Source organism: Inquilinus sp. Marseille-Q2685, assembly GCF_916619195.1.
Classification (GTDB): domain Bacteria; phylum Pseudomonadota; class Alphaproteobacteria; order DSM-16000; family Inquilinaceae; genus Inquilinus.
The window spans coordinates 68,746-87,555 of sequence record NZ_CAKAKL010000007.1 but is presented as its reverse complement, the minus strand read 5'-3'; the positions used below and the strand labels follow the sequence as shown (position 1 = coordinate 87,555).

The window sequence follows — 18,810 nt, the reverse complement described above, 5'->3', positions numbered from 1 at the left end:
ATGCTGACCGGCAAGACCATCATCGTCACCGGCGCCGCCTCCGGCATCGGCGCCGAGACCGCGCGGCTGGTGCAGGCCTGGGGCGGCCGGGTGATCGCGGTCGACCGGCACGAGCCGGCAGGCCCGGTCGACGCCTTCTTCGCCGCCGACCTGTCCGACCGGGCCGCGATCGACGCCCTGGCGGAAGCGCTGCCCGCCGGCGCGCATGGCCTGGCCAACATCGCCGGCGTGCCGCCGACCCGGCCGGCGGCGGAGGTGCTAAAGGTCAACCTGGTCGGGCTGAAGCACCTGACGCTGCGGCTGGTGCCGAAGCTGGCCGACGGCGCCTCGATCGTGAACCTCGCCCCGATCGCCGGGCTGGACTGGGCCGAGGCGCTGCCGGCGGTCCGAGCCAGCGAGGACCTCGGCTTCGACGGCGTCGAGGCGTTCTGCGAGCGCCACGGCATCGAGGGCGCCCGCAGCTACTTCTTCTCGAAGGAAGCGCTGATCGCCTGGACCCACCGGAACCGCTGGAGCTGGCGCGACCGCGGCATCCGCATGAACGCGGTCAGCCCGGGGCCGGTCGAGACCCCGATCCTGCCCGATTTCGTGGCGACGCTCGGCGCCCGGGCCGAGGAGGACATGGCGGTGATGGACCGGCCCGGCCGGCCACAGGACATCGCCCCCGTTGTGGGTTTCCTGCTGTCCGACGCCTCGGCCTGGATCCGCGGCGCCAACCTGCCGGTCGACGGCGGCCTCTACGCCCATGTGCTGGACCGCCGGAACCGGCTCTAGCCCCGCTGCACCGCCAGCGCGACGGCGCGCGCGGCCTCCTGCAGCGCCGGCAGGAAGCGCTCGCGCATCTCCTCCGCCCCGACCCGCCCGGCCGGGGCGCTCATATTGATCGCCAGGTGGCCGGCGGAGATGCCGCCGGGCACCGCGACCGCAATCGAGTTCAGCCCGGTCTCCAGCTCCTCCGACACCAGCGCATAGCTGCGGCCGCGCACCTCGGCCAGCCGGTCGGTCAGAGCCGCGCGCGTGGTCAGCGTGCGCCCGGTGAACCGCTCCAGCACCGCCGACTCGAAATAGCGCTCGAGCTCGCGCGGATGCAGCGCCGCCAGAAGGGCCTGGCCCATCGAGGTGGCGTGCGCCGGCAGCCGGGTGCCGACCCCGAGGCCGACCGTCATGATCCGGTGCGCCGCCGGCGACCGGGCGACATAGGTGATCATGGTGCCGTCCAGCATGGCGGCGGAGGCGGATTCGCCCAGGGCCCGCGTCAGGCCCAGCAAGGCGTCGCGCACCCGCTCGATCTCGCCCATGCCGGACAGGAAGCTGTGGCCGAGCGTCAGGATCGCCGGCGTCAGCTCGAAATGCTTGCCGTCGCTGCGGGCGTAGCCGGCCTCGCACAGGGTCAGCAGGAAGCGCCGCGCCGCGGCCCGCGTCATCCCGGTGCGCGACGCCGCTTCGGTGATGGTCTGCCGCCGGTGGCCCGCGCCGAAGCTGCGGATGATGTCGAGCCCCTTGCGGAACGAGACGACCTGCTCCTCGCGCAGGATTTTCCTCCCCGGCTTGTTCGTATTGCGAACAAGAGTTTCGCTATGCGCACGGATTCTTGACCGGATCCGGGACCGGGCACAAGAGATCAGGGGAGAAAAGAAGATCGAGGGAGCGTCCGGGATGACGAACAGCGTCACCGTCCGAACGGGCCGGGACCGCCGCGACGGGCGGCCGGCCGGGACGGGCTCGAACCTGACGAGATCGAGGACCTCCGCATGGACGTGACCGCCTCCGACCACCGGCCGGCGCAGACCACGGCGATCGCCGCGATGAGCACACGCGACCGGATCGTGGCGATCGTCGGCAGCTCCTCCGGCAATCTGGTGGAGTGGTACGATTTCTACACCTACGCCTTCACCTCGCTGTACTTCGCCAGCGCCTTCTTCCCGAAGGGCGACCCGACCAGCCAGCTGCTGAACACCGCGGGCATCTTCGCCGCCGGCTTCCTGATGCGGCCGATCGGCAGCTGGCTGTTCGGCCGGATCGCCGACCGTCACGGGCGCCGCACCTCGATGATGCTGTCGGTGCTGATGATGTGCGCCGGGTCGCTGGCGATCGCGGTGCTGCCGACCTATGAATCGATCGGCGCCGCGGCCGGCGTCCTGCTGCTGCTGGCCCGGCTGGTGCAAGGCCTGTCGGTCGGCGGCGAATACGGCACCAGCGCCACCTATATGAGCGAGGTGGCGGCCCGCCGGCACCGCGGCTTCTTCGGCTCGTTCCAATACGTCACGCTGATCGGCGGGCAGCTTCTGGCGACGCTGGTCGTGGTGGTGCTGGAGCTGACCCTGTCCGAGGGCGAGATCCGGGCCTGGGGCTGGCGCATTCCCTTCGTGGTCGGCGCCGCGGCCGCGGTGATCGCCCTCTATCTGCGCCGATCGCTGATCGAGACCAGCACCGAGGAGGTGCGCAAGTCGCGCGACGCCGGCACGATCCGGGCCCTGTTCCAGCATCCGCGGGCCTTCCTGACGGTGCTGGGGTTCACGGCCGGCGGGTCGCTGATCTTCTACACCTACACCACCTACATGCAGAAATACCTGGTCAACACCGCCCATATGGACACGAAGACGGTGAGCCTGGTGATGGCGGCGGTGCTGTTCGTCTACATGGTGGCGCAGCCGGTCTTCGGCGCCCTGTCCGACCGCATCGGCCGGCGCAGCAACATGCTGATCTTCGGCGCGCTGACGACGCTGACCACGGTGCCGCTGCTGCGCGCCATCGGCACGGTGGCGAGCCCGATCGCCGCCTTCGGGCTGATCCTGTGCGGCCTGGCGGCGGTCAGCTTCTACACGGCGATCAGCGGGCTGGTGAAGGCCGAGCTGTTTCCGATGGGCGTGCGCGCGCTCGGCGTCGGCCTGTCCTATGCCATCGCCAACGCCGCCTTCGGCGGCAGCGCCGAATATGTGGCGCTGTGGCTGAAGGATATCGGCGTCGAAGCCTGGTTCGCCTGGTACGTCACCGGCCTGTGCGCCATCGCCTTCGTCGTCGCCATCCTGATGCCGGACAGCCGCCGCGAGGGCATGATCGAGGACAACTGATCCAACCGGCCGGCGGGACAACCCGCCGGCCCGCAACGAACGGGGAGGACCAAGATGCACCGACGCCATTTCACCGCCGCCGCCCTGGGCGCGGCCCTGCTGGCGGCCCTGCCGGCCGCCGCGCAGGATACGGTCAGGATCGGCCTGATCCTGCCGATGACCGGCCCTTCCGCCTCGACCGGGCGCGAGATCGAGGCCGCGGCCAAGCTGTACCTGCAGCAGAACGGCGCCACCGTCGCCGGCAAGACGGTCGAGCTGATCGTCCGGGACGACACCGGCACCGCCGACGTCACCAAGCGGCTGGCGCAGGAGCTGGTGGTGAAGGACAAGGTGTCGGTGCTGGCCGGCTTCGGCCTGACCCCGCTGGCCGCCGCGGCGGCGCCGATCGCGACCCAGGCCAAGGTGCCGCAGGTGATCATGGCCGCCGCCACCGCGGCGACCACCGAGGCGTCGCCCTTCATCGTCCGCACCAGCTTCACCCTGCCGCAGGTGACCGTGCCGCTGGCCGACTGGAGCGCCCAGAACGGCATCAAGTCCGTGGTCACGCTGGTCAGCGACTACGCCCCCGGCCTGGATGCGCAGAAAGCCTTCACCGAACGCTTCGGCAAGGCCGGCGGGCAGGTGGTGGAGCAGCTGCAGGTGCCGCTGAAGAACCCGGATTTCGCGCCCTTCCTGCAGCGCGTGGCCGACGCCAGGCCGGATGCGGTCTTCGTCTTCGTGCCCTCGGGCTTCGGCGCCGTGTTCATGAAGCAGTTCGTCGAGCGCGGGCTGGACAAGTCCGGCATCCGGCTGATCGCCACCGGCGACGTCACCGATGACGAGCTGCTGGACAAGATCGGCGACGTGGCGCTGGGCACCATCACCACCCACCACTATTCCGCGGCGCATGACAGCCCGGAGAACAAGGCCTTCGTCCAGGCCTTCCAGGCGGCCAATGGCGGGATGCGGCCGAACTTCATGGCGGTCGGCGGCTATGACGGCATGCACCTGATCGTCGAGGCGCTGAAGAAGACCGGCGGCGCCACCGACGGCCAGGGCCTGGTCGACGCCATGAAGGGCATGAGCTGGACCAGCGTGCGCGGCCCGGTCTCGATCGACCCGGAGACCCGCGACATCATCCAGAACGTCTACGTCCGGAAGGTCGAGAAGCGCGACGGCGCGCTCTGGAACGTCGAGTTCGCGACCATCGAGGCGGTGAAGGACCCGGTCAAGGCCGCGAAGTAAGCCCGCCATGGCGACGATCCTGTTCGACGGCATCGCCTACGGCATGCTGCTGTTCGTGCTGGCCTGCGGCCTGTCGGTGACGCTGGGGCTGATGAACTTCATCAACCTGGCGCACGGCGCCTTCGCCATGCTCGGCGGCTATGTCACCGCGACCCTGATGAGCCGCTGGCAGGTGCCGTTCTTCCTGTGCCTGCCGGCGGCCTTCCTGGCCGCGGCGGCGGTCGGGCTGGTGCTGGAGCGCACGCTGTACCGGCAGCTGTACAGCCGCAGCCCGCTGGACCAGGTGCTGTTCTCGATCGGGATCGTGTTCATGGCGGTGGCCGCCGCCGACTATCTGATGGGGTCGGAGCAGCAGATCATCCAGCTGCCCGATTACCTGCGCGGCCGGGTCGAGGTGCTGGGCGTCGGCATCGGCATCTACCGGGCCCTGATCATCGCCGTCTGCGGCGTGCTGGTGCTGGCGCTGCAAGGGGTGCTGGCCCGCACCCGCTTCGGCAGCCGGCTGCGCGCCGCGGTCGACGACCCGCGGGCGGCGCGCGGCCTGGGCATCCGGGTCGACGCCGTCTTCGCCGTCACCTTCGCCGCCGGCAGCGGCCTCGCCGGGCTCGGCGGCGCGCTGGGGGCGGAGATCCTGGGCGTCGACCCGACCTTTCCGCTGAAATACATGATCTATTTCCTGATCGTGGTCACGGTCGGCGGCACCACCAGCCTGACCGGGCCGTTCGTGGCGGCGCTGCTGCTCGGCATCGCCGACGTCGCCGGCAAGTACTACGTCCCCGCCTTCGGATCCTTCGTCATCTACACGGTGATGATCCTGGTGCTGCGGCTGCGGCCGCAGGGGCTGTTCGCCCGCGGAGGAAGCCGATGACTGCCGCCCCGCTGCCCTCCGAAGCCGCGCGGCTCTCTCCGGCCGCGTCTCGCGCGCGCTGGCGCTGGCCGGAGGCGGTGTTCTGGCTGGCGGCGCTGGCCGCGCTGTTCCTGCTGCCGGACCAGCATCTGATCCTGAACGAGATCGCGATCCTGGCGCTGTTCGCCCTCTCGCTCGACCTGATCCTGGGCTATGCCGGCATCGTCTCGCTCGGCCATGCCGCCTTCTTCGGCCTCGGCGCCTATGTCGCCGGCCTGCTGACCATCCATGTCGCCGGCGAGCCGCTGCTGGGCCTCGTGGCCGCCGCGATCGCCGGGGCGGTGCTGGGCTTCGCCACCGGTTTCCTGGTGCTGCGCGGCAGCGACCTCACCCGGCTGATGGTGACGCTCGGCGTGTCGCTGCTGCTGTTCGAGATCGCCAACCAGGCGGCCGGGCTGACCGGCGGGGCCGACGGGCTGAACGGCATGATCGTCGGCCCGATCCTGGGCCGGTTCGAGTTCGACCTGTTCGGCACCACCGCCTACGCTTACAGCCTCGCCGTGCTGTTCGGGCTGTTCCTGTTCGCCCGGCGGCTGGTGCATTCGCCCTTCGGCCTGTCGCTGCAGGCGATCCGCGACAACCGGCTGCGCGCCGCCGCGGTCGGCGTGCCGGTGGCGCGGCGGCTGGTCGGCGTCTACACGCTGTCGGCCGCCTATGCCGCGGTGGCCGGGGCGCTGCTGGCGCAGACGACGCAGTTCGTCTCGCTCGACGTGTTCGACTTCCACCGCTCGGCCGATGTGCTGCTGGTGCTGGTGATCGGCGGCGCCGGCACCCTCTATGGCGGGCCGATCGGCGCGGTGCTGTTCCGCTTCCTGCAGGACTGGATCGCCGGCCTGACGCCGCAATACTGGTCCTTCTGGCTCGGCGCCTTCCTGGTGCTGCTGGTGCTGGTCGGGCGCGACCGGCTGGTGCAGGGCGTCCGCCGCCCCCTCGCCTCTCTCCTCTCCCGCGTCGGAGGCGGGCGATGACCGCGGCGCTCGAGACCATCGGCCTGCGGAAGCGCTTCGGCGGCCTCGTCGCCACCAACGACGTGTCGCTCAGGATCGAGGTTGGCGCCCGGCACGCGCTGATCGGCCCGAACGGTGCGGGCAAGACCACCTTCGTCAACCTGCTGACCGGCGTGCTGGCCCCGAGCGGCGGCCGGGTGCTGCTGGGCGGCGAGGACATCACCGGGCTGAAGCCGCATCTGCGCGTCCGCCGCGGCCTGGCCCGCACCTTCCAGATCAACCAGCTGTTTCCGGAGATCACGCCGCTCGACACCATCGGCCTCGCCGTGGCCGAGCGCCTGGGCCGCGGCGGCGACTGGTGGCGGGTGGCCGGCGGCAAGGCCGAGGTGCTGGACGAGATCCTGGCCGTCGCCGAGCGCTTCCGCCTGACCGACGTGCTGCAGGCGCGCACCGCCACCCTGGCCTATGGCAAGCAGCGCCTGCTGGAGATCGCCACCGCCTTCGCCTGCCGGCCGCGCGTGCTGCTGCTGGACGAGCCGGCCGCCGGCGTGCCGGAGGCGGAGCGGCACGAGCTGCTGGCCACCATCGCCGAGCTGCCGCCGGATGTCTCGGTGCTGCTGATCGAGCACGACATGGACCTGGTGTTCAGCTTCGCCGACCGCATCTCGGTGCTGGTCAACGGCGCCCTGCTGACCGAAGGCCCGCCCGACGCCATCGCTGCCGACAGCCGGGTCCGCGCCGTCTATCTCGGGGAGGCGGTGGATGGCTGAGCTCCTCGCTTTGCGCGACCTGATCGCCGGGTATGGCGAGGCCGTCGTCGTCTCCGGCGTGTCGCTGACCCTGGCCGAGGGCGAGGCGCTGGCCCTGCTGGGCCGCAACGGCACCGGCAAGACCACGCTGCTGAACAGCATCATCGGCGTCACCCGCCGCTTCGCCGGCACCGTCAGTCTGGCCGGCCGCGACCTGACCCGGGCGCGGCCGGAAGACCGGGCGCTGGCCGGGATCGGCTGGGTGCCGCAGGAGCGCAACATCTTCAGGTCGCTGACGGTCGAGGAGAACATGACCGCGGTGGCCCGGCCCGGCCCGTGGACGCCGGAGCGCGCCTATGCCCTGTTCCCGCGGCTGAAGGAGCGGCGCGGCAATCTGGGCAGCCAGCTGTCGGGCGGCGAGCAGCAGATGCTGGCCATCGCCCGCGCTTTGATGCTGAATCCGAAGCTGCTGCTGCTGGACGAGCCGACCGAGGGCCTGGCGCCGATCATCGTCGAGGAGCTTCTGGCCGCGCTGAAGCGGATCCTGCGCGACGAGGGCGTCGCGGCTGTCGTAGTCGAGCAGCATGCCCAGAAGATCCTGTCGGTCACCGACCAGGCGGTGATCCTGGAGCGCGGCGCGATCGTCCACGCCGCGCCCAGCGCCGCCCTCAAGGCCGACGAGGCCGCCCTGACCCGCCATCTCGGCGTGACCCGCAAGGGATCAATCCATGCTGCGTCGTAGCATCTCTCTTCATTGTCATTGCCGGGCTTGACCCGGCAATCCAGGGCCACAGAGATCCGCTCTGGCGGCCCCTGGATCCTCGGGTCAAGCCCGAGGATGACAGTTCAAGAAAACTGCCATCTGAGGAGGACCATCTCATGCCGCGCCAGACTCCGCCGTTCCGTGCCGACATGGTCGGCAGCCTGCTGCGCACCGCGCCCCTGAAGGCCGCCCGCGCCCAGCACGAGCAAGGCGCGATCAGCGCCGGCGAGCTGCGCGCGGTCGAGGACCAGGAGATCCGCAAGATCATCCGCCGGCAGGAGGAGATCGGCCTGCAGGCCGTCACCGACGGCGAGTTCCGCCGCGCCTTCTGGCATTTCGACTTCCTGGAGCACCTCGACGGCGTCGAGGGCTACTGGGCCGATCATGGCGTGCAGTTCCAGGGCACCCAGCTGAAGCCGAAGGGCATCCGCGTCAAGGGCAAGCTGGGCTTTTCCGGCCACCCGATGCTGGAGCATTTCCGGTTCCTGAAGGCGAACACCGGCCGGGTACCGAAGATGACTATCCCGTCGCCCAGCATGCTGCACTATCGCGGCGGGCGGCAGGTGATCGACGCCGCGGTCTATCCGGAGATGGAGGCGTTCTACGCCGATCTCGGCCGGGCCTATGCCGGCGCGGTCGCCGCCTTCGCCGCCGAGGGCTGCCGCTACTTGCAGTTGGACGACGTGAGCTTCGCCTATCTCTGCGACCCGGAGCAGCGGCGGATGCTGGCCGAGCGCGGCGACGACCCGGTGAAGCAGCCGGCGATCTATGCCGGCATGCTGAACGCCGCCATCGCCGGGCGGCCGAAGGACATGACCATCACCATGCATCTCTGCCGCGGCAATTTCCGCTCCACCTTCATCGCCTCGGGCGGCTACGAGCCGGTGGCGGAACGGCTGTTCAACGAGATCGGCGCCGACGGCTATTTCATGGAATGGGACACCGAGCGCGCCGGCGGGTTCGAGCCGCTGCGCTTCCTGCCCAAGGGCAAGACCGTGGTGCTGGGGTTGGTGACCTCCAAGACCGGCACCCTGGAGAAGAAGGACGACATCAAGCGCCGGATCGACGAGGCAGCGAAATTCGTCGACCTGGACCAGCTGTGCCTCAGCCCGCAATGCGGCTTCGCCAGCACCGAGGAGGGCAACGTCCTGGCCGAGGACGAGCAATGGGCCAAGCTGGCGATGATCGTGGAGATCGCAAGGGAGGTTTGGGGGTAAGTCACTCCCTCACCGTCATGGGGCGAGGAGGCGAAGCCGACGTGGCCATCCAGAGGCCGGTGCGAGCCGCCCTGGATGGCCACGCCCCTTCGGGGCTCGCCATGACGGCTCAAGATTGTCAAAGTCAGTTCTTGCAAAATCCCCTTGACCTGAACTGCACTTGAATTTGTACCGATGGAGGCTCCCGACGAGAGGAGCATCCATCATGTCTATCGACACCGATCTGCGGCGGCTGCGCGTGGCGGTCTCCGGCGGCACCTCCGGGCTCGGCCTCGCCCTGGTGCGGCTGTTGACCGCGATGGGCGCGCGGGTTGCCTTCGTCGCCCGCGGCGCCGAGGCCGTGGGCCGCACGGCGCGGGAGACCGGCGCCCAGGGCATCATCGGCGATGTCGGCCGCAAGGAGGACATCCACCCGATCGCGCTGCAGGTCACCGCCGGGCTGGGCGGGCTCGACGTGCTGATCAACAACGCCTCCAGCCTCGGTCCGGTCCCGCTCGCGCTCCTGGCCGACACCGAGTGCGAGGAGTTGGAGCAGGCGCTGGCGGTCAATCTGGTCGGGCCGTTCCGGCTGACCAAGGCGCTGTTCGGCGCCCTTGCCGCCTCCGCCCGCCAAGGCCGCGGCGCGGTGGTGGTCAACATCTCCAGCGACGCGGCCGTGAGCGCCTATGCCGGCTGGGGCGCCTACGGCGCCAGCAAGGCCGGGCTGCGCCACCTGACCGCGATCTGGGCCGAGGAGGCCAAGGCCGAGGGCGTGCGCTTCCTGTCGATCGACCCCGGCGACATGGACACGCCGCTGCACGCCTTGGCCGTGCCCGACGCCGATCCCTCGACCCTGAAGCTGCCCGAGCTCTCCGCCTCGGAGATCGTGCAGGCCGTGCTGGCCGCCCTGCCGGCCCGCGCCGCGGACCAGCGGGTCGGGGAATCCGCATGATCGCCGCCGACCGCGCCGACCGGCCGGCCGTCCGGCTCTGCGCCATCAATACCGAGGGCCAGGCCCGACATCTGCCGCGCGCGGCCCTGGCGACGCTGCTGGCGCCAGGCGACCTCGTCGTCGCCAACGACGCCGCGACCCTGCCGGCGAGCCTGCACGGCCTCCATGCCGCCAGCGGCCGGCCGATCGAGGTGCGGCTGGCCGGCTGGGTCGCGGCCGGCGATCCGACCCGCTTCGTTGCCGTCGCCTTCGGCGCCGGCGACCACCGCACCCGCACCGAGGACCGGCCGGCGCCGCCGCCGCTTGCGGCCGGCGACCATCTCTCGCTCGGCCCGCTGAATGCCGTGGTCGAGCGCCGCCTGGATCATCCGCAGCTGGTCCGGCTGCGCTTCCTGGGCCGGCGCGACAGGATCCTGGCCGGGCTGGCACGGCACGGAAAGCCGATCCAGTACGCCCATGTGCCGGCGCCGCTGGCGCTGTGGGACGTCTGGACCCGCATCGCCGCCGCCCCGGTGGCGTTCGAGCCGCCCTCGGCCGGCTTCGCGCTGGACTGGGCGCTGCTCGCCGCCTGGCGCCGGCGCGGCGTCAGCTTCGCCACGCTGACCCATGCCGCCGGCATCTCCTCGACCGGCGACCCGGCGCTCGACCGCCGCCTGCCCTTCGACGAGCCTTACCGGATCCCCGAGGGGACCGCCGCGGTGATCGCCCGGACGAAGGCGGCGGGCGGCCGCGTCGTCGCCATCGGCACCACCGTGGTCCGTGCCCTCGAAGCCGCGGCCGAGCCCGACGGCGCGGTCCGGGCCGGCGACGGCATCGCGACCAACCGCATCGGGCCCGGCACGCGGCTGCGCGTGGTCGATGCCCTGCTCACCGGCATGCACCAGCCGGGCGAGAGCCATTTCGAGCTGCTGCGGGCCTTCGCCCCGGACGGGGTGCTGGAGGGGCTGCCGGCCGTTCTCGCTGCCGAGGGCTATCGCGGCCATGAGTTCGGGGATGTGATGCTGATCGAGCGACTGGCCCGGGCGGCAGGGTCGGTCGCGGCCTGAGCCGCCGGCTCTCCCCCTCACCCTCCCGTCGCTTCGCGCCGGGCCCCTCCCTCTCCCCGAGGAGAGGGATATCAGACCCAGGCTTGCTTTACCTCTCCCCTGGGGAGAGGTCGAAATCGCGATGGCGATTTCGGGTGAGGGGTGGCTCCGGCCGTGCCGTCAGTCCACCAGCGGCCAGGTCTCGATGGTCTCGACGAAGCGGGTCAGCCAGGCGTTGGTCTGGGCGCCATCCAGGGCGCGGTGGTCGATGGTCAGCGAGACATAGGCCATCGGCCGGATCAGCATGGCGTCGGCGCCGTTCACCTCGCGCACCACCACCCGCTTCTCGACCTTGCCGACGCCGAGGATCGCGACCTGCGGCTGGTTGATGATGATCGGCGCGGCCAGAAGCGAGCCGGAGACGCCGTGGTTCGAGATGGTGAAGGTGCCGCCCTGGACGTCGGCCGGCGCCAGCTTTCCGGAACGCGCCAAGGCCGTCGCCTCCTGCAGCCGCGCGGCGATGCCGAGCAGCGACAGCGACTGCGCCCGGTGCACCACGGGCACCACGAGGCCTTTGTCCCCAAGCGCGGTGCCGATGCCGATATTGACGTCGTCGAACACCTCAAGCGCGTCGTCGTGCCAGCGGCTGTTGACCGTGGGCACCGCCTTCATCGCCGCGACGCAGGCCTGGACCAGATAGGCGGTGACGGTCAGGGCCACGCCCTGGCGCTCGAACGCCGCCTTGTGCGCCTGACGATGCGCCAGCACGGCGCCGAAATCGGCCTCGAACACGGCGGTGACATGCGGCGCCGCGGCGACCGAGTGCGCCATGTGCTCGGCGATGCGCCGGCGCATGGCATCGTGCGGGATGCGGCGGGAGCGGACGGCACCGGATGCCGGCTTCGCCTCGGCCGGCGGCGCGGCCGGCCGAGCCTGCCGACGGGCGACCTCCTGCTCGACATCCTGGCGCGTCAGCCGCCCGTCCTTGCCGCTGCCGGTCAGTCCGGCGGGATCCAGCCCGGTCTCGACCAGCAGCTTGCGCACCGAAGGCGACAGGCGGAGGGCCGGGTCGAACTCGGCGATGGACCTATTCGGGGATGCCTCTCCGCCTCTCCTGCTCGCCCCATCCGAGTCCCTCGCCTCGCGGGAGGGGGGTAGGGGGAGGGGGTTGTCTCCGCTGGAGTTGATGGCGGGTTGGGTAAACGCATCGAGGTCGCCGGCTCTCGCGCGCGGACGCGCGCAGACTCCTCCCGCCCCCCTCCCGCAAGGGGAGGGGGGACTAAGAAAGATCGCTCCCTGCCCGCTTCGGTCCCGATCCGCCCCAGCACCGCGCCCGGCGCCGCATCCTGTCCCACCGGGATCAGGATCTCGGCCAGCATGCCGGAGGCCGGAGCCGGGACCTCGACCGTGACCTTGTCGGTCTCCAACTCCACCAGCGGGTCGCCCTCGCGTACCGTGTCGCCCACGGCCGCGAGCCAGCCCCGCACCGCCGCCTTGGTGCCTTCCTGCTGGACCGGCGCGAGCACGTCGACCGTGGTCGCCTCGATGATGTCGGCCATTTCAGCCCCGCTGCTGTCCGGTTGCCTTCTGAGCAGTCGAGGCATTCCCCTTGCTGTCATTGCCGGGCTTGACCCGGCAATCCAGTGGGCCTCGACATCCTCTGGATGCCCGGGTCAAGCCCGGGCATGACAATCTGGGAAAGATGGCCGGCATCAGCTCTTAGAACCCGGTCAGCTCGACGATCTTGTCCCGGATCCGCTCGACCGACGGCACCGCGGCCTCCAGCAGCACCGGGCTGTGCGGGCTGGGGATGTCCGGCATGGTCAGCCGCGCCACCGGGGCGTCGAGGTCCAGGAACGCCTGGTCCGCCACCACCGCCGCGATCTCCGCCCCGAAGCCGCCGGTGCGCAGATCCTCATGCACGATCAGGCAGCGCCGGGTGCGCGCCACCGAGGCCAGCACCGCCGCGCTGTCCCACGGCATCAGCGTGCGCAGGTCGATCACCTCGACCGACCGGCCGCTGCTCCGCGCCGCCTCCTCCGCCCGCTCGACCATGGCGCCCCAGGTGACGATGGTGAGGTCCCGGCCCTCCATCGTGGTCCGGGCCCGGCCGAAGGGCAGGACGTAATCGTCGCCGGGATAGGGCCGCCGCGCCCAGGCGGCGTCGAGCATGGCGCGGTGCTCCAGGAACATCACCGGGTCGTCGCCGCGCAAAGCCGCCCGCAGCAGCCCGACCGCGTCCTCGGCGTTGGACGGCGCCGCCACCTTCCAGCCCGGCGCGTGCACGAACTGCACCTCGTTGGTCTGGCTGTGCCAGGGGTCGCCGCATTTCAGGAAGCCGACCGGCATGCGCAGCACCATCGGCGCGGCGAAGCGGTTGCTGGTGCGCCAGCGCATCGTGCCGCAATCGTTGATCTGCTCCACCGCCGGGTCGGCGTATTTGCGGAACTGGATCTCCGGCACCGGCAGCAGCCCGGCCAGCGCCATGCCGACGGCGCGGCCGACGATGCCCTCCTCCGACAGGCTGGTGTCCATCACCCGGGCGGCGCCGAACTTCTCCTGCAGTCCCAGCGTCACGGCATGGACACCGCCCTTCGGCCCGATGTCCTCGCCCAGCACCACCATGCGCGGATTGACCGACAGCTCATGGTCCAGGGTGCGGCGGATGGCGGTGACCATGTTGATCCGCGGCCCCTCCGGCCGCGGGGTCTCGCTGCCGGCGGCCGGGACGATGCCCAGGCTGCGCAAGCCCCCCATCGCCTGCGGCTCGCCCTCGAAGAAGACATGGCGCGTCACCACCGCCGCGTCGGGGGCGGGGCGCGCCTCGGCCCGGGCCCGGGCCGCCTCGACCTGCGCCTCGGCTTCGGCGGCGAGCGCGTCCCACTCCGCCGCCTCCATGACGGCCGGGACCAGGAACTGCCTCAGCTTGGGCAGCGGGTCGCGGGCCCATTCCGCCGCCACGGTCTCGGCCGGCTTGTAGGCCTGGGTATCCTGGAAACTGTGGCCCTCCAGCCGCGGCACGCTGAGCCGCAGCAGGCACGGGCCCTTGCGGCCGCGGACATGGGCGACGGCGGCGTCGGCCAGACGCGCCGCCTCCGCCGGGTCGGTGCCGTCGCCGGCCAGAATGTGCAGGCCGCGGAAGCTGGCGAGATTGGCGGCGATGTCGCCACCCGGGGTCTGGAACCGCGACGGCACCGAGATGCCGTAGCCGTTGTCCTCGATCAGGAACAGCACCGGCAGGCGTTGGGTGGCGGCGATGGTCAGCGCCGACCAGAAGCCGTTGGTGGCGACCGAGGCGTCGCCGCCCAGCACCACGGCGATGGCGTGGTCGCAGGCCGGATCGTGCAGAACGGTGCGGCCGTATTCCAGCGCCTGGGCCCAGCCGGCGGCCGGGGTGTACTGGGTGCCGACCCCGCCGCACATCGGCAGCGCCGAGGGGCCGGCCGAGTTCGGGAAGTTGAACACCACGCCGATGTCGCGGCCGGCGGAATAGCCCCCGTCGCGCGCCATGGCGGAGCCGAGCGCGTCGACAAGGTCGACGCCGAGAGTCAGCAGGATCGGCCGGGAGCGGTAATAGCCCGAGACGGCGTCCCGGGGATCGGTCAGCCGGGTGCCCAGCAGGATCTGCGCCAGGTCGTGGCCGCGGGCGGAGAACTGGTAGAGCACCTTCTTCTGCGGCGCCAGCACCGTCTCCTCCAGCGCGTCCAGGGCGCGGGAGAGGTGCAGGAGGTGGGCGACGCGGCGCCAGTCGAAGCCGGGGTCGGGCGCGTTCGCCAGGAGGCGGGGCTGCTGATAGGCGAGAGCGGTCACCGGGTCGTCCTTCCGCTGGGTTTCCGACCGGGACGCGCGAAGCGCGCATCTCCAGGCAAAGGATGCGCCGGGATCGGGGAAAAGTTTTGCCGATGTAGGCGCAGCACCATCTGATCTGAGGTATGATTTTCCCGGATCAAGGAGATTGCGGAGGTTTCATGCCCACGGGTGCCGAAGAGCTGGACCGGTTCGAGCGCGCCATCCTGGCGGCGCTGCAGCGGAACGCCCGACAGAGCGTGCAGGAGCTGGCCGACGCGGTCGGCCTGTCGACCTCGCCGACCTGGCGGCGGCTGAAGGCGCTGGAGGAGCGCGGCGTGATCAAGGACTACGTCGCCCGGGTCGATCCGGCCCGGCTGGGCTACGGCGAGACCGCCTTCGCCCATGTCACCCTGGCCAAGCATGACGGCGAGCAGATCGAGGCCTTCGAGCGCAAGATCGCCGAGCGGCCGGAGGTGCTGGAGTTCTATTCGATGACCGGCTCGGCCGACTACATCCTGCGGATCGTCACCCGCAGCCCGCTGGACTACGAGAGATTCCTGAAGGAGGTGGTGTTCACCAGCCCGGCGGTGCAGCACATCAGCTCGAACTTCGCGCTGCGCGAGATCAAGAACAGCGTGGCGATCCCGGTCTGAGGCGGAGCCGCCCCCTCACCCTCCCGTCGCCAACGCGACGGGCCCCTCCCTCTCCCCGAGGAGAGGGAAAACAAGGCCGTCCCCCTTTACCTCTCCTTGGGGAGAGGTCGAAATCGCGCAGCGATTTCGGGTGAGGGGGTGGCTCCGGACTATCCGCGTCGCCCTTGCTCGCCCGCTGGCTCCGAGGCATCGTGGCGGCCGCAGACCGACGGGAGGAGCGCCAGCGTGAGCATCGAGTTCCTGATCACCTCGTTCATCATCGTCGCCTCGCCCGGCACCGGCGCGCTCTTCACCATCGCGGCCGGGCTGACCCGCGGGTCGCGCGCCAGCGTCGTCGCCGCCTTCGGCTGCACCCTCGGCATCGTGCCGCATCTGGCGGCCGCGATCCTGGGGCTGGCGGCGCTGCTGCACGCCAGCGCCCTGGCCTTCGAGATCTTCAAGTATCTCGGCGTCGCCTATCTCCTGTGGATGGCCTGGACCACGCTGCGCGAGCACGGGGCGCTGACGGTGGAGAAGCAGGCCGGCGGCCGGTCGGCGCTGCAGGTCACCGTGACCGCGATCCTGATCAACATCCTGAACCCGAAGCTGTCGATCTTCTTCGTCGCCTTCCTGCCGCAGTTCGTCAGCGCCGGCGAGGCCCAGCCACTGGCCCGGATGCTGGAGCTGAGCAGTGTGTTCATGCTGATGACCTTCCTGGTCTTCGCCGTCTACGGCCTGTTCGCCGCCGCGATGCGCGACCACGTGATCACGCGCCCGCGGGTGATGGCCTGGCTGCGCCGCAGCTTCGCCGCCGCCTTCGTCGCCCTCGGCGCCAAGCTGGCCCTGACCGAGCGGTAGCCGGCGGAACGCCTCCGCTCTCCCCACCGTTCGACTGAGAGGTCCGGTATCGGTTGGGGAGCCCGATGACGACGCCGCCGTCGACGGAGGACAGGCACGGCCGCTATGCGCGTTCGCCGGTCGAGATCCCGCGGCGCGGCTGGCTGGACATCCTGTGGCGGGTCTGGGCGGAGATCGACGACGACCGCATCTTCGCCCTCGCCGCCGGGGTCGCCTACTACGCCCTTCTGGCCCTGTTCCCCGCAATCGGCGTGATCGTGTCGCTGTACGGATTCATGGCCGATCCCGCCACGGTCGAGCGGAACGTCGCCGAGCTGGCCTTCATCCTGCCGAGCGGCGGGATGGAGGTGATCGGCGGCCAGCTGCATCGCATCGCCAGCCAGCCCCGCCCGGCCCTGGGGCTGGCCTTCTTCGCCAGCCTCGCCATCTCGTTGTGGAGCGCCAATGCGGGAATGAAGGCGCTGTTCGATGCCCTGAACGTCGTCTATGACGAGACCGAGAAGCGCGGCTTCTTCCGCCTGAACGCCGTCTCGCTGCTGTTCACTGCCCTCGCCCTGGTCTTCGTCGTCCTGGCCCTGGTCGGCGTCGTGGTCGTGCCGGTCGTCCTCAACTTCGTCGGCCTCGGATCGGTGGCCGGCACGCTGGTCTGGCTGCTGCGCTGGCCGGCGCTGCTGGCGCTGACGATCGTCGGGCTGTCGCTGCTGTACCGGTTCGGCCCGAGCCGCCGCCAGCCCCGCTGGCAATGGATCAGCTGGGGCAGCGCGGTCGCGGCCCTGGTCTGGATCGGCGGGTCGATGCTGTTCTCCTGGTACGTCGCCCGTTTCGGCAGCTATGACGCGACCTACGGCTCGCTCGGGGCCGTGGTCGGCTTCCTGACCTGGATCTGGCTGTCGACCGTCGTGTTCCTGATCGGCGCCGAGCTGAACGCGGAGACGGAGCACCAGACCGCCCGCGACAGCACGGTCGACGGCGACAAGCCGATGGGCCGGCGCGGCGCGGTGATGGCCGACACGCTGGGGAAGACGAAGCCGTGGCGCGGGGAGCCCTCGGGCCAGGATCGCCCCTCCGACGGCGATGCCTCGGGAATTCATTGATCGAGCGTTCAGAGAATTCTTGATCTGCGGCCGCGACACGCCGAGTCTGATTCCACCGACATCTGAGACGGACCGGAGGTCATGGCCCGCACCCGCGCCCATGATTACGACGAGAAACGGCGGGCGATCCTGCATCGGACGGCGGAGCTGTTCGCCCGGCACGGCTTCACCGGCGCCTCGATCACCAAGATCGCCGAGGCCTGCGGCATCTCGAAGGCGCTGCTGTACCACTATTACCGCGACAAGGACGCGGTGCTGTTCGACATCCTGGCCGACCATCTGTCGACCCTGGTCGCGGTGGTCGAGGAGGCGGCCGCCGCCCCCGCCAGCGCGCGCGAACGGCTGCACGCGATCGTCGCCGCGCTGCTCGACGCCTATCGCGACGCCGATGCCGAGCACCAGGTGCAGATCACCAGCCTGAAGCTGCTGCCGCCGGAGCAGCAGGAGCAGCTGAAGGAGATGGAGCGGACCCTGGTACGGATCTTCGCCGAGGCGCTGGCCGCGGCGGTGCCGCAGGTCGGATCCGACCGCACGCTGCTGATGCCGCTGACCATGTCGCTGTTCGGCATGCTGAACTGGCACTATCTCTGGTTCCGTGAAGGCAAGGGGCTGAGCCGCGCCGACTATGCCCGGCTCGCGACCGAGCTGGTGCTGTCCGGCGCCGCGGACGCCGTGGCGGCGGTGGAGGGCAAGGCCGCGCTCCGCCGGCGGATGGAGACCGCCTGAGCCTCATGCCCCGCACCGCCCTGCGCCGGATCCTGGAGGGCCTGAAGGCCGAGCCGTCGCGCACCTGGTCGATCATCATCACCGTCTATGGCGACGCCATCGCGCCGCGCGGCGGGTCGCTGTGGTTGGGCACCCTGTCCGCCTTCCTGCACGCGATCGACATCGGCGACGGCGTGGTGCGCACGGCGATGTCGCGGCTGGCCGCCGATGGCTGGCTGGAGCGCAGCCGGGTCGGCCGCAACAGCTTCTATCGTCTGGCCGAGCGCGGGCGTGAGACGTTCCGCACCGCCACCGAGCACATCTACAATGCCCATCCGCCGCCGCCCGGCAGCGGCTTCGTGCTGGTGCTGGCCGGCAACGGAGGCGACCGGGAGGCCACGCGGACGGCGCTGCAGGCGGCCGGCTTCGGCAGCGCCGCGCCGGGCGTCTGGGTGGCGCCGGCCGGCACGGCGGTTCCGCCGGAAGCGGGAGACGCGCTGCGCCTGGACGCCTCGGCCGACGCCGGAACCCGGCGCCGGCTGGCGGCCCAGAGCTGGCCGCTGGACCAGACGGCCGCCGCCTATCGCCGCTTCCTGGCGGAGTTCGAGCCGCTGCGGACAGCGCTGGCGGCGGGCGGCACGCTGTCCGACCAGGACAGCTTCATCGCCCGCATCCTGCTGATCCATGCCTGGCGCCGCATCGTGCTGCGCGACCCGGTGCTGCCCGCCGACCTGCTGCCGCCGGACTGGCCCGGCACCGCCGCCCGCGCCCTCTGCGCCGACCTCTACCACCGGCTGCTGCCGGCCTCCGAGCGCTGGCTCGATGCGAACGGCCAGGCCGAAGCCGGCCCCCTGCCCCCGCCCGGCCCGGAGCTGCACGCCCGGTTCCGATAGTATCG

At 71.0% G+C, this 18,810-nt stretch carries 19 protein-coding genes; 15 read left to right on the top strand and 4 right to left on the bottom strand.

Annotated features, from left to right (window positions below; translation table 11 throughout):
* A complete protein-coding gene (locus LG391_RS26160; RefSeq protein WP_225770991.1) occupies positions 1-774 on the top strand; it encodes a coniferyl-alcohol dehydrogenase in 774 nt (257 codons plus the stop codon).
* Here the strand turns inward: LG391_RS26160 and LG391_RS26155 are convergent.
* The gene (locus LG391_RS26155; protein ID WP_374200785.1) at positions 771-1,673 is read right to left on the bottom strand and encodes an IclR family transcriptional regulator C-terminal domain-containing protein; all 903 of its coding nucleotides are present in this window, start codon (positions 1,671-1,673) and stop codon (positions 771-773) included. The genes LG391_RS26160 and LG391_RS26155 overlap by 4 nt on opposite strands.
* Before the next feature lie 78 nt (positions 1,674-1,751).
* Here LG391_RS26155 and LG391_RS26150 point away from each other — a divergent pair, with 78 nt between their 5' ends.
* The 9 genes from LG391_RS26150 to LG391_RS26110 all read left to right on the top strand — a co-directional run bounded on the left by LG391_RS26150 (position 1,752) and on the right by LG391_RS26110 (position 10,855).
* Positions 1,752-3,071 carry an MFS family transporter gene (locus tag LG391_RS26150; protein WP_225770990.1) on the top strand — a complete coding sequence of 440 codons (1,320 nt, stop codon included), beginning with the start codon at positions 1,752-1,754 and terminating at the stop codon, positions 3,069-3,071.
* A gap of 54 nt (positions 3,072-3,125) precedes the next feature.
* Positions 3,126-4,295, top strand: coding sequence for an ABC transporter substrate-binding protein (locus LG391_RS26145; RefSeq protein ID WP_225770989.1), 1,170 nt, complete (start codon positions 3,126-3,128; stop codon positions 4,293-4,295).
* A gap of 7 nt (positions 4,296-4,302) precedes the next feature.
* Entirely contained in the window at positions 4,303-5,163 is an 861-nt protein-coding gene (locus LG391_RS26140; RefSeq protein WP_225770988.1) for a branched-chain amino acid ABC transporter permease, read from the top strand.
* A complete protein-coding gene (locus tag LG391_RS26135; protein ID WP_225770987.1) occupies positions 5,160-6,170 on the top strand; it encodes a branched-chain amino acid ABC transporter permease in 1,011 nt (336 codons plus the stop codon). Before LG391_RS26140 ends, LG391_RS26135 begins: the two co-directional genes overlap by 4 nt.
* Complete coding sequence (locus LG391_RS26130; protein WP_225770986.1) at positions 6,167-6,919, top strand: ABC transporter ATP-binding protein; 753 nt, start codon at positions 6,167-6,169, stop codon at positions 6,917-6,919. Before LG391_RS26135 ends, LG391_RS26130 begins: the two co-directional genes overlap by 4 nt.
* The gene (locus LG391_RS26125) at positions 6,912-7,640 is read left to right on the top strand and encodes an ABC transporter ATP-binding protein (protein WP_225770985.1); all 729 of its coding nucleotides are present in this window, start codon (positions 6,912-6,914) and stop codon (positions 7,638-7,640) included. Before LG391_RS26130 ends, LG391_RS26125 begins: the two co-directional genes overlap by 8 nt.
* 137 nt (positions 7,641-7,777) lie before the next feature.
* Positions 7,778-8,878 (top strand): 5-methyltetrahydropteroyltriglutamate--homocysteine S-methyltransferase, encoded by a 1,101-nt coding sequence (locus LG391_RS26120; protein WP_225770984.1) that lies wholly within the window; start codon positions 7,778-7,780, stop codon positions 8,876-8,878.
* A 205-nt stretch (positions 8,879-9,083) separates the two neighbouring features.
* Positions 9,084-9,809: an SDR family oxidoreductase gene (locus tag LG391_RS26115; RefSeq protein ID WP_225770983.1), complete on the top strand. Its 726-nt coding sequence runs from the start codon at positions 9,084-9,086 to the stop codon at positions 9,807-9,809.
* Positions 9,806-10,855, top strand: a complete 1,050-nt coding sequence (locus tag LG391_RS26110) for an S-adenosylmethionine:tRNA ribosyltransferase-isomerase (protein WP_225770982.1) — start codon at positions 9,806-9,808, stop codon at positions 10,853-10,855. The genes LG391_RS26115 and LG391_RS26110 overlap by 4 nt, the downstream gene beginning before the upstream one ends.
* Before the next feature lie 159 nt (positions 10,856-11,014).
* Here the strand turns inward: LG391_RS26110 and LG391_RS26105 are convergent, their stop codons facing one another.
* The 3 genes from LG391_RS26105 to LG391_RS26095 form a co-directional block, all read right to left on the bottom strand.
* The gene (locus LG391_RS26105; protein WP_225770981.1) at positions 11,015-11,878 is read right to left on the bottom strand and encodes a 2-oxo acid dehydrogenase subunit E2; all 864 of its coding nucleotides are present in this window, start codon (positions 11,876-11,878) and stop codon (positions 11,015-11,017) included.
* Entirely contained in the window at positions 11,833-12,393 is a 561-nt protein-coding gene (locus LG391_RS26100) for a biotin/lipoyl-containing protein (protein ID WP_225770980.1), read from the bottom strand. The genes LG391_RS26105 and LG391_RS26100 overlap by 46 nt, the downstream gene beginning before the upstream one ends.
* A gap of 160 nt (positions 12,394-12,553) precedes the next feature.
* A complete protein-coding gene (locus LG391_RS26095; protein WP_225770979.1) occupies positions 12,554-14,644 on the bottom strand; it encodes a transketolase C-terminal domain-containing protein in 2,091 nt (696 codons plus the stop codon).
* Between the two features lie 158 nt (positions 14,645-14,802).
* Between LG391_RS26095 and LG391_RS26090 the strand changes: the two genes are divergently transcribed.
* From LG391_RS26090 to paaX, 5 genes are all read left to right on the top strand, one after another.
* On the top strand, positions 14,803-15,276 hold the full coding sequence (locus LG391_RS26090) for an Lrp/AsnC family transcriptional regulator (RefSeq protein ID WP_225770978.1): 474 nt from the start codon (positions 14,803-14,805) through the stop codon (positions 15,274-15,276).
* A gap of 225 nt (positions 15,277-15,501) precedes the next feature.
* Positions 15,502-16,113, top strand: coding sequence for a LysE family translocator (locus tag LG391_RS26085; RefSeq protein ID WP_225770977.1), 612 nt, complete (start codon positions 15,502-15,504; stop codon positions 16,111-16,113).
* Positions 16,114-16,178: 65 nt separating this feature from the next.
* A complete protein-coding gene (locus tag LG391_RS26080) occupies positions 16,179-17,207 on the top strand; it encodes a YihY/virulence factor BrkB family protein (protein ID WP_225770976.1) in 1,029 nt (342 codons plus the stop codon).
* 81 nt (positions 17,208-17,288) lie between these two features.
* Positions 17,289-17,933, top strand: a complete 645-nt coding sequence (locus tag LG391_RS26075; protein WP_225770975.1) for a TetR/AcrR family transcriptional regulator — start codon at positions 17,289-17,291, stop codon at positions 17,931-17,933.
* A gap of 5 nt (positions 17,934-17,938) precedes the next feature.
* Positions 17,939-18,805: a phenylacetic acid degradation operon negative regulatory protein PaaX gene (gene paaX / locus LG391_RS26070; protein ID WP_225770974.1), complete on the top strand. Its 867-nt coding sequence runs from the start codon at positions 17,939-17,941 to the stop codon at positions 18,803-18,805.
* Positions 18,806-18,810 lie beyond the last annotated feature (5 nt).